Source organism: Arthrobacter sp. GAS37 (genome assembly GCF_044908325.1).
In the GTDB taxonomy this organism is placed as follows: domain Bacteria; phylum Actinomycetota; class Actinomycetes; order Actinomycetales; family Micrococcaceae; genus Arthrobacter; species Arthrobacter ramosus.
On the sequence record NZ_JBIYDB010000004.1, the window covers coordinates 222273 to 232320 of the forward strand.

Sequence of the window (10048 nt, forward strand, 5' to 3'; positions counted from 1 at the left end):
GACACTAGATCCAAGGGACCCAATATGCGGGCCTCTGACCGGGGCCTATTCACATTATTGCTTCCGGGATGTCGAACCGCCTCCCAATGAGTATGCGAATGGCCGCGAGTAGAGGCTGATCTTCCAGCGCAACGCCCTCGTCCCCGTAATACACGCCCGTTTCGTCGCCCACTGCTTCGATGTCAAAAAGGTTGAGGACCTCGGCCACACGTAACTGATACTCGGTGGCAGTCATTTGGCGAGACGCGCGGACTGGAATTGTGCTGAGTGTGAGCGCGACCTCGGCATCGGATTCATTCACTTGGGCGCGTCACGTTACTTCCGCAATAGTCGGTCGCCGTCTGGATGTCACTGCTTACCACCTTCCAGTTCACCGCCCTGGTTCCGTAGTTGAAGACATGGTCATAGCCGCCGGTGTCCGCGTAGCGCTTGGCGGTGCCGGAGTAAAACGTGGCCGGCGCGTAGGAGTAAGTCACGACGTGTACCCACACGACCTGCCCCACGGGGCAGAGTTTTCAATGCTTCCCCCCCGAGCGTCCGGACGGGATTACGGTGCAGGCCCGCCACTTGGTTTTTACAGTCCTGGAACTTCGAAAATGCCAAAAAAGTCATACCTACCCCCGATAGTAAAGACGAATTGGACTACCGAGAATAGATGATGGCCTGAGTGCTGACAAGATCTTTAAACAAACAGGTCAGAGGATTTTTTTGGCGAAGCATGTGATGTATTTGTCAGCACTCAATTCATGCTCAACACCACTCAAAACGTAGCTTCTATGTACTCAATTTCGGCTTTTCACCACTCAGCAGGTCCGGGGAATGCCTCCGCAGGAGCGAATCATGGCCTGACCGGGATCACCCCGGTTTACTGCTACTTCTTCCGCCCGAACTTCGGCAGGTTGGGTAGGTTCGGCAGGTTCGCCAAGAGGTCCGCAGCCTTGGTGGCTGCCCGGCCAACCGTACGGCCGATCTGCTGCGGCATGGTGTCGTCGATACCCGCGACGGAGGCAACAGCTCCGGAGGTAGGAACGGTTTCAGGCGAGCGTTCGACGTCGGTGCTCGCCGGAGACGTGCCGAGCGGCTCGCCGTCGGGCTGTGTCCGCGCGGTGCCCGGCTGGCCCGCGGCACCCTGGCCAACCGCACGTGCGCGGGGGCTGCGGGCCAGTGTGGCGGGCTCGGCCGCGGGCTTCGCGGGACCGACGTCGAACGTCTCCAGCCAGCTGGCAATCCCGGCGAGCGGTTTCGGGTTCAACGCGTAATAGCGTTTCTGTCCCTGCGCGCGCATGCTGACGAGATCCGCCTCGCGGAGCACCTTCAAATGCTTTGAAATGGTGGGCTGGCTCGCTGCGAGCTCCTCCACCAGTTCCCCCACAGCCTTATCCCCAGAGCGGAGGGAAACCAGAATGTCACGCCGGGTTGCCTCAGCAATGACGGCAAATACGTCGTCAGTCACCATGCCTCCCACCCTAGCGACATATACGCCAAAAGGCATCAACTATTTCGCATGTGCACGCGGTGTTGACCCCGCCTTGCGCCAGCTGGACGAACCCGCATCAGTCGAACCAGGGATCCAGCCCGTAGAGCGGGAAAATCTCCTTGCGGGTGGCAATGATGGTGCGGTCCACGGCATCCGCGGGGTCGTACCCGACCTCCCACGAACGCCACCACGTGTCGACGCCGTCGCCCATGAGTTCGGGCACCGTTTCCCCGTACTTCTCCCTGACATAGCTCCGGAAAGCCTCCGGGACCGGAGCCGTCAACTGGACGGGATGTTGGGCCACGATGCCGATCAAATGGCTCCACGTCCGCGGTACCACTCCCGTAATGTTGTAACCCCCTCCACCGGTGGCGATCCAACGGTTTTCGCAGAACCTGGCAGCGAGGCCCGCGACGGCGGTGGCCGCCTCGCGTTGGCCGTCCACGCTGAGGTTGAGGTGCGTGAGGGGATCGAGTTTGTGGGAGTCGCAGCCATGTTGGCTCACGATGACTTCCGGCTCAAAGGCCTGCACGAGTTGCGGCACCACGGCGTGGAAGGCGCGCAGCCACCCGGCGTCGCCCGTCCACGCAGGCAACGCCACGTTGACGGCCGTGCCCAGCGCGTCCTGGCCGCCGATCTCGTTGGCGAATCCCGTTCCGGGGAACAACGAGAGGCCGCTTTCGTGCAGGGAAATCGTCAGGACCCTCGGGTCGTTCCAGAAGATGCTCTGAGTGCCGTCGCCGTGGTGGGCATCGACGTCGATGTACGCGACCCGCCGGACACCGCCGTCGAGCAGCCTCTGCACGGCGAGTGCGGCGTCGTTATAGATGCAGAAGCCGCTGGCACGCTCGCGGGAGGCGTGATGCATGCCGCCGCCGAAGTTGACGGCCCGGACCGCGGTCCCGGACAGGATCGCCTCGGCCGCGAGTAACGACCCACCGGCAATCCGGGCGCTGGCTTCGTGCATCCCGGTAAAAGCGGGATCATCTTCGGTGCCGAGCCCGCGTTCCGGGTCCGGCGTCGTCGGGTCTTCGCTTGCACGCCGCACCGCGGCGACATATTCGGCACTGTGCACTGCCAGGAGTTCGACGTCGGACGCGACCTCGGGCGCCTGGACGGACACATGCTCCAGGTCGAAGAGTCCGAGCGCCGCGGCGAGCCTGGCCGTCAGTTCCAGCCGGGCGGGGGCCATCGGATGCGAGGGACCGAAATTGTATGCGGTCATGGCAGGATCCCACGCCACCGTCGTTGGTAGCGGGGACGGACGGAGGCCTGCCCAGGAAGTCATCAATGACAGGCTACCCGAGCGGCGGGAACCCACCTGCCCCGTTACACCGGGTGATTAGTGGTTTACTACTCAGGAAAGCAGAATCAATCGACCAGAAGCGAACAGCACTGCCATGACTCAGAGCCAGTCGAGGTCCCGAGACCCGGCCAGCTGGCAAACCGTCCAGCCGGAGCGGGGAGGCCTGTGGATTTTCACGGGTATCCGCGACTTCATCGACAACATCGCCAACTCCTCTCCGGCGCGATTGGCGCTCACGGCGTACGTCTTCGCGATTCTCTTGTTCACCGGTCTGCTTTCCCTGCCGGCGGCATCGGCGGACGGTTCGGTCACTCCTATCCACCAAGCCTTGTTCACCGCTGTTTCCAGCGTTTGCGTGACTGGCTTGACGGTTGTGTCGACGGCGACGCACTGGACGTTCTTCGGCCAGCTCGTGATTCTCGTGGGCATCTTCGTCGGTGGATTGGGAACCCTGACACTCGCTTCCCTCCTGGCACTCATGGTCAGCAAACGGCTGGGCGTGAGGGGCAAGCTCATTGCCCAGGAGGCCATGAACAACGCCGGACGCTTGGGCGAAGTGGGTACTTTGTTGCGGATCGTCATCTCGACGTCCGTGACTATCGAGGCCGTCCTGGCCGTCGCGATGATTCCCCGGTTCCTGACACTCGGCGAGGACTTCGGGCAGGCCGTCTGGCACGGGGTTTTCTACTCGATTTCTTCCTTCAACAATGCCGGTTTCACACCCCATTCCGACGGAATCGTGCCGTACGAGACCGATCTGTGGATTCTTGTGCCGCTCATGCTTGGCGTGTTCCTCGGCAGCCTCGGCTTCCCGGTCATGTTGGTGCTCCGACGGCACGGCCTCAATTGGAAGAAGTGGAGCCTCCACACAAAGCTGACCATCCAGGTATCCCTGATCCTCCTCGTTGCCGGCGCAGTCCTCTGGGCCCTGATGGAATGGGACAACACCAACACCATCGCCAACATGAGCTTTGGGGACAAGATCACGCATTCCATTTTCGCCTCGGTCATGACGCGCTCCGGTGGCTTCAACCTGGTCGACCAGGGCCATATGGATTCAACCACCAGGCTGCTGTCGGACGCGCTCATGTTCGCCGGCGGCGGTTCGGCATCGACGGCGGGCGGCATCAAGGTTACGACCATCGCGGTCATGTTCCTCGCCATCGTCGCTGAGGCCCGGGGCGACGACGACGTCAAGGTCTACGGCCGCACTATCCCCGAAGGCACCATGCGGGTAGCCATCTCGGTGATCGTTGCCGGCGCCACCTTGGTATGCGCATCCGCATTCTTGCTGCTGGCCATCAGCGGCGCCAGCCTGGACCGGGTACTCTTCGAAACCATTTCGGCCTTTGCAACCGTAGGACTCAGCACGAACCTCAGCGCCGAACTGCCGCCGTCGGGGGTCTACGTTCTCGCCGCCCTCATGTTCGCCGGCCGCATCGGCACCATAACCCTTGCCTCCGCCCTGGCCCTCCGCCAGCGCAGGCAGCTATTCCATTATCCGGAAGAGAGGCCGATCATTGGCTAATTCAACAGGCGCCCCCAACCGGCCGGCGCACAACGCGCCCGTGCTGGTGATCGGCTTGGGCCGATTCGGTGCAGCCACCGCCGAGCAGCTCGTCAAGCAGGGACGCGAAGTCCTGGCCATCGAGCGGGACCGCACGCTCGTCCAGAACTGGGCTTCCGTGCTGACCCACGTAGTCGAGGCGGACGCCACCAACATCGATGCCCTCCGCCAACTCGGCGCGCAGGAATTCAGCTCCGCCGTGGTGGGCGTGGGAACGTCGATCGAGTCCTCAGTGCTCATCACGGTTAACCTCGTGGATCTTGGCATCGAACACCTTTGGGTGAAAGCCATCACGGCCTCGCACGGCAAGATCCTCACCCGCATAGGCGCCAACCACGTCATCTACCCCGAGGCCGACGCCGGCGTCCGTGCAGCACACCTGGTCTCCGGGAGAATGCTGGACTTCATCGAGTTCGACGACGATTTCGCCATCGTGAAAATGTACCCGCCCAAGGAAACCGTGGGCTTCACGCTGGATGAGTCAAAGGTCCGTTCCAAGTACGGCGTGACCATTGTCGGCGTGAAATCCCCGGGCGAAGACTTCACCTACGCCCGACCGGACACGAAAGTCTCCGGCCGCGACATGCTGATCGTGTCCGGACACGTGGACCTGTTGGAACGGTTCGCGGCGCGGCCTTAGCTGACTCTTGGGGCAAGCCTAGGCGAGCTGCTGCGTGATTTCCGCGGCCCGGGCCGCTGCAGCGCGGGCTCCGTCGGCGATGATCGCGGGCATCCCGCCGTCGTTGAACGCCGCGATGGCGCGTTCCGTGGTGCCGTTGGGGCTCGTCACGGCGATGCGGAGCGCAGTGGGGTCTGCTCCTGGCTCGGCGAGCATGAAACCCGCGCCTGCTACGGTCTCGCGGGAAATCATGAGGGAGAGCTCGGGATCCAGGCCAAGCTCGACCCCGGCGGCAGCCATGGCCTCCGCAAGGTAGAACGCGTACGCAGGGCCCGAGCCACTGATGGCGGACAGGGCATCAACCTGTTCCTCGGGGATTTCCACCACGGTGCCTGCGGCGGCGAGGATGTCTTTGGCCAGCTGAAGCTGCTCGGGAGTGCAGTTGGTTCCGGGCGAAACGGAGACCACTCCACGGCCGAGCTTGGCGGGCGTGTTGGGCATCGTGCGAATGACGGGCTGGCCCGCCGGAAGGGCTGCTTCCAGCTGGGCGATGGACACGGCAGCGGCAACGCTGATCACAATGGTGTTCTTGGCCAGCGATGGCGAGATTTCCCGGGCGAGATCGGCAATGCCGACAGGCTTGACACCCAAGATGACAACCGAAGCGCCCTTCGTAGCCAGCTTGTTGTTGTCTGGCTCCTCGGCTCCGGCGATGGTCATCACATGGTGGCGCTCAGCCAGTTCGGCGGCGCGTTCTGCGCGACGTACGGTGGCGACGACGTCCGAGGGATCCGTTCCGGCAGCCAGAAGGCCACCCAGGATGGCCTCGTTCATGGACCCACAGCCAAGGAATGCGATTCGGTTGCTCATGGCTCCATGATGCCAGTTCGGCTGCGCCGCTGCAGAACCAGTTCCGGGACTCAGCAGGGGAACCTGGATTCCCAGCTAGTTCCCAAGGTTATTGCAGGCTGCACCCAAAATCGCTCCGTAACTTAGTAGTTACCTCATTGAGGGTGCGAGTGATGAGGCGGGCATGGGGATGTCCGCCACAAGCACCGGTGGTCGAACGGGTTTCCCCCCATTTTCCCGTATCGACCGCCGGTGCTTTCTCGTTTATGGGGTGCTGGCAGAAGCGGGCGGCAACCGGCCGCGCCGTGTCCGACGGCAGGCGCGACCGCGCGACTCAGCCGCCCGACGTCGTCGGGCCCTGAATCTCGCGGAACCTAGATCTCGAAGGCTCCCACGAGCGGCGCCCCCAAGTGCTGGCGCGCGAAGCGAAGCGTTTCGGCGAGCCACTCCTCGCGTTCACCGGCAGCTTTGGCCTTGCGCGTGGAGATCTCGGCAACCACGGTGCCCTCGAATCCGTTGGATGCGAGATACTGCAGCGCCTCGGCGCACTGTTGGGTCCCGTAACCCGGGATCAAGTGTTCGTCCTTGCCCGAGCCCGATCCGTCCGTGAGGTGGACGTGACGCAGCTTGCTCCCGAGCGCCCGTATCGCCTCAAGGCTGTTGGCACCCGCGGTGGCGGCGTGTGAGAAGTCCCAGGTGACGTCGTCGTAATCCTGGCCCATCGGATCCCAGTGCGGAAGGTAAGCGAGCGCCTCCCGGCCGCGCACACGCCACGGGTACATGTTCTCTACCGCGATGTGCACTTGGTACATCGCCGCAATCTCGCGTACACCGGCAGCGAAGTTCTCCGCATAGTTCGACTGCCACCGGAACGGTGGATGGACCACCACGGTGTTGCAGCCGACCTCGCGCGCCATCTGGCAGGACATCTCGATCTTGTTCCATGCCGGACCCCAAACCTGCTGGGTCAGCAGCAGGGTGGGGGCGTGTATGGAGACGATCTGCTGGTCGTAGCGATGGCTTAGCTGGATGAGGGCATCCGGGTTCTGGCTGGTGGCGTTGTTGGTCACCATCACCTCGACACCGTCGTACCCCAGGTCCTGGGCCACGGCAAAGGCGTCATGGACGCTGAGCGGATAGACAGAAGCGCTGGATAGCGCCACCGGGATCCTCGGCGTGTCTTCTTCGGAGTGCTCGACGTCGGTGCTCATGTTAGTTGGCCTGCCTCCCGGCGATGGGAATTGGTATGGATACTGCAGCGGGCGCGGCCGTTCCGGTGTTGGCGCCCAAGCGTGGTACCGGTACCGCGCCTCCGAGCCCGACATGCGGAGCCGGGGCCAGCGGGCCGTCGAAGATCAGCTGGTCGAGTCGGCGCAGGATCAACCCCTCGCGCAAGGCCCAAGGGCAGATCTCCATGCTGGGAAACTCGAACATTTCCAATGCGGCCTCGGCCACAAGGGCTCCCGCGAGGATCTGCGCTGCCCGTGCATCCGACACGCCTGGGAGGTACAGCCGGTCCTCGACGGTCATGGCCGAGATCCGCTGCGCCCAGAGTCCCAAGTCCGTGGCGTGGAGTTCGCGCTTGACGTACGGACCGGCGCCGCTGGGGGCCGCGCCTGCGATGCGTGCAAGCGAACGGAAGGTCTTCGAGGTTCCGGCCACCAGGTTGGCCCGGCCCAATTGCTTGAACTCACGTACGACGGGCTTGAGAGTATTGCGGATGTACTTGCGCAGCTCTTTGACACTCTTGGCCGTGGGCGGGTCATTGTGGAGCCAGTCCCTGGTGAGGCGGCTGGCGCCAAGCGGTACCGACACTGCGAGCTCGGGCAGTTCGTCCTGGCCAAACGCCATTTCGAAGGAGCCGCCGCCGATGTCCAGGTCCAGAATCGGCCCGGCGCCCCAGCCGTACCAGCGTCGAACCGCGAAGAACGTCATGGAGGCTTCTTCGCTGCCGGTCAGTTCCTGCAAGGTCACGGTGGTCTCGTGCTTCACCCGGGCGAGGACCTCGACGCCGTTGGTCGCTTCGCGGATGGCCGAGGTACAGAAAGCCAGGAGGTCCTCGGCCTTGTGGCGGGCCGCGAACTCCCACGCTTCAAGGACGAACTCGATCAACTCGTGTTGTCCGGCGTCGTTGATGTTACCCTCGGCGTCCAGGAACTGAACCAGCGAAAGTGGACGCTTGTGGGAGGCAAACGCGACCGGGCGTGCGCCTGGATGCGCGTCCACCAAAAGCAAATGGACGGTGTTGGAACCGATGTCTAGGACGCCAAGACGCATTCTGCCATTATTCCCCGATTCGAAGCATGTGAAGCAAGTACGACTGCCGATTCGTGCCGGCGGTTAGTCAATTAGTCCCGGGGTCCGTCGGTGCCTGCTTCTACGGCCGCATCTGCGGCTGGGTCGGCGGCTTCGTCGGCTTCGCCGGCTTCGTCGGCTTCGTCGGCTCCGTCGGCTCCGTCGGCTCCGTCGGCGCGGGTGAAGTCGCGGCGGACGTTGGCGATGCCTTCCGGGCCCATCTCGAAGCCGTGCTCGCTGCCGGGGTTGATCACGAGGCCCAGCTCGTCACCGATGCTGTCCAGAATCGCAGAACCGTGGGTGCCCAGGACGTTGGGCGCGGCCTCGAGGAAGTGGGATTCCACCCGGCTCGGGTGGCTGAAGACAGCGAGGACAGGCTGGCCCTCGGAGTTGGCGAGGACAAGCGGCTCCACGGCGGCGTCAGGCTTATCCAAGGAGTCGGTGCTCAGGATGTAGACCTCGTTGTTCAGGAAGGCCAGGATGACGTCCACCGGGTTCGCGTCGGGTTGCCCGGACTTTGCGAGCTTGGACTCAAGGTCATTCAAAGGCAGGGATTCCGGGGCTGCAGGCTGATCTGTCATGGTTCCACTCGATCACGGTTCCCCTGTTCGAAGCAATTCCCGGCTCTCCCGACGCCCGCCCGGCGCCCGCCCGCCCGACGCCCGCCCGCCGTCGAGATCGTGGGTGCGGGCCGGGGGCTGCGTTCCGGCCCGGGACGTAGTCCACGGCCCAGACCCACGATCTCAGCCCCGAAGAAGCCTGAGCAGACGTACTTTCAGACCGCGTTCGTCGAAGAGGCCTTTCCAATCAATGCGCAGGATCCGCCAGCCCTGCTCAGTCAGCAGTTTCTCCCTTTGCCGTTCTTCGAAGATCACTTCTGCAGTTGGCTTGTAGTCGAAGTACTTTGCCTTGCCGTCGAACTCGAGCGCGGCCCGAAGGTGCGGCCACGCGAAGTCGAACCGGTAAGCGCCACGAGGTGTTTGGACCCGCAACTGGAGCACGGGATCCGGGAATCCGAGCTTGGCGATCGCGTCCCGGGTCAATGTCTCCCCTGGGGATTCGGACAATGGGTTCGCAAAGGCCAGTGCTTTTCGGAACGCGGTGACTCCCCGGGCACCGACCAGATTGGCGCACGCTGACTCCAACCACTCACGATTGCATCCGCGCCTCAACCCGTGGTCCAAGAGAATCAGGCCCTGCCGATAATTCAGTATCTGCGCGCAGTCCAGAACGGTGCGGTCAAGTGATGTCACCGGAAGTCCATCAATCTCGATCCGTTGCCCGGGCAGGAGGAGGCCTGAATGAGCCCTGACGTCGGCAGCATGGGATCCACTAGCTGCGTGGTAGGGAATGATGACGTGGATCAACTGATCTGCCTTCCACAAATACAAACGGTGCAGACGGGCCGCGGAGGTGTGGCTGAACGTCAACCCGTCCGCCGTAACGCGGAGGGTCCGACGGCAATACGCCGCCAACTGAGCACGCTCCCGGCCATCGTCCGAAAGCCCACGCCAGAAGGTGCCCCGGACCAGGACGCCCGTGCGGACCCTCACCAGTGCGCCGGAGCGGAGGTTCTCATTGATGTGTCGCTTGCTCAGTCCTTGGGACAGCAATTCCTCTGTCCGCCACATGTTCCCGCCCGCGGGAAGCAGAGGCACCCCCGAGTTTGTGAGCGCCGAAACCACGGCGGTTTGAGCGCCTGGCGGTGCGGAAGCTGCCGAGGATTTCGCCGGTTTCATGTAATCCCAAAGTTCCGCTAGCGGGTCCACCGGGACGACGGAGTCAATGTTTCCGTAACTGTTCACTGCACAAGCTTCGGCGAACAGCGGACTGGCCGGAAGCAGCCAATCGAGCTATGTGGAAACCCGGGAAACCCCGTACGTGGGTGTGGGGCGGGGGGGGGGGGGGGGGGGCCCCCCCCCCCCCCCCCCCCCC

At 63.5% G+C, this 10048-nt stretch carries 11 protein-coding genes; 2 read left to right on the forward strand and 9 right to left on the reverse strand.

The features are described 5' to 3' along the window. Positions 1–49 precede the first annotated feature (49 nt). From ABH924_RS06090 to ABH924_RS06105, 4 genes are all read right to left on the reverse strand, one after another. Complete coding sequence (locus ABH924_RS06090; RefSeq protein ID WP_404497662.1) at positions 50–235, reverse strand: hypothetical protein; 186 nt, start codon at positions 233–235, stop codon at positions 50–52. A gap of 58 nt (positions 236–293) precedes the next feature. After that, a complete protein-coding gene (locus ABH924_RS06095) occupies positions 294–503 on the reverse strand; it encodes a hypothetical protein (RefSeq protein WP_404497663.1) in 210 nt (69 codons plus the stop codon). 368 nt (positions 504–871) lie between these two features. Beyond that, entirely contained in the window at positions 872–1456 is a 585-nt protein-coding gene (locus ABH924_RS06100; RefSeq protein WP_404497664.1) for an ArsR/SmtB family transcription factor, read from the reverse strand. A gap of 97 nt (positions 1457–1553) precedes the next feature. Further along, on the reverse strand, positions 1554–2765 hold the full coding sequence (locus ABH924_RS06105) for an acetoin utilization protein AcuC (RefSeq protein ID WP_404497665.1): 1212 nt from the start codon (positions 2763–2765) through the stop codon (positions 1554–1556). 112 nt (positions 2766–2877) lie between these two features. On the opposite strand from ABH924_RS06105, the gene ABH924_RS06110 reads away from it, so the two are divergent. Next, entirely contained in the window at positions 2878–4311 is a 1434-nt protein-coding gene (locus ABH924_RS06110) for a TrkH family potassium uptake protein (protein ID WP_404497666.1), read from the forward strand. Between the two features lie 40 nt (positions 4312–4351). Further along, positions 4352–4990: a TrkA family potassium uptake protein gene (locus tag ABH924_RS06115; protein WP_171983496.1), complete on the forward strand. Its 639-nt coding sequence runs from the start codon at positions 4352–4354 to the stop codon at positions 4988–4990. A gap of 18 nt (positions 4991–5008) precedes the next feature. Here ABH924_RS06115 and proC read toward each other — a convergent pair whose 3' ends face one another. From proC to ABH924_RS06140, 5 genes are all read right to left on the reverse strand, one after another. Then, positions 5009–5839 (reverse strand): pyrroline-5-carboxylate reductase, encoded by an 831-nt coding sequence (proC, locus tag ABH924_RS06120; protein WP_404497667.1) that lies wholly within the window; start codon positions 5837–5839, stop codon positions 5009–5011. Between the two features lie 353 nt (positions 5840–6192). After that, positions 6193–7029 (reverse strand): sugar phosphate isomerase/epimerase, encoded by an 837-nt coding sequence (locus ABH924_RS06125; RefSeq protein WP_059389509.1) that lies wholly within the window; start codon positions 7027–7029, stop codon positions 6193–6195. Position 7030: 1 nt separating this feature from the next. Beyond that, the gene (locus tag ABH924_RS06130; protein ID WP_404497668.1) at positions 7031–8095 is read right to left on the reverse strand and encodes a Ppx/GppA phosphatase family protein; all 1065 of its coding nucleotides are present in this window, start codon (positions 8093–8095) and stop codon (positions 7031–7033) included. A gap of 71 nt (positions 8096–8166) precedes the next feature. Then, positions 8167–8694, reverse strand: a complete 528-nt coding sequence (locus tag ABH924_RS06135) for an SseB family protein (protein ID WP_404497669.1) — start codon at positions 8692–8694, stop codon at positions 8167–8169. A gap of 162 nt (positions 8695–8856) precedes the next feature. Then, positions 8857–9918 carry a hypothetical protein gene (locus ABH924_RS06140; RefSeq protein ID WP_404497670.1) on the reverse strand — a complete coding sequence of 354 codons (1062 nt, stop codon included), beginning with the start codon at positions 9916–9918 and terminating at the stop codon, positions 8857–8859. Between the last annotated feature and the right edge of the window lie 130 nt (positions 9919–10048).